A 532-nucleotide genomic window follows, 5' to 3' on the forward strand; every position below is an offset into this window, starting at 1 on the left:
AAGTTAGCAAACAACAAAGTGACTTACTAAACACGACTATTAGACCTATCGCTTTACTTAAAAGACATTCTACTAGTATTATTAGTAAAGCCATTGCACCTAATATAAATCAGCTTGGTTTTATGCTACCTACAACAGGGACTGATTATATCCTTTTTTACCATCTGCTAAACCAACCTACTGGCTCTAGCTGGCTAGATGAAGCTTATGATTTGGCTTTGATAGTTACAAGTGCAAATATATCTGGGTGAGAGCATTATCGCTGAATATCAACAAAGCTGGTGAAATAGTCTCTCAACATACAAGCTCAGCTGACATTAAATACTTTGATCTAAGCTCTTATCACTTTGCCTTCACTACACTTGTTGTTAGTATGATTGCATCACTAATAGTACTACTTATGATTAAAGACACTAAAGACTAAACTACACTAGAAACTTATTAAACCTATCGTCTAACTTAGCAGTTACTGATATTTTCTGTTGTTGTTTTTCATCAAAAAACTCTAATTTACCAGCATGAAGTAGTAACT

General features: G+C 33.8%; 2 pseudogenes. Both read left to right on the plus strand.

Features of this window, described 5'->3' with window-relative positions:
• A pseudogene (locus DNK84_RS14090) lies at positions 1–251 on the plus strand (carbamoyltransferase HypF); the annotation flags it as partial.
• 17 nt (positions 252–268) lie between these two features.
• Positions 269–424 (plus strand): annotated as a pseudogene (locus DNK84_RS14095) (MFS transporter); the annotation flags it as partial.
• Positions 425–532: the final 108 nt, after the last annotated feature.

This window comes from Facilibium subflavum, from assembly GCF_003574485.1.
GTDB lineage: Bacteria > Pseudomonadota > Gammaproteobacteria > Francisellales > Francisellaceae > Facilibium > Facilibium subflavum.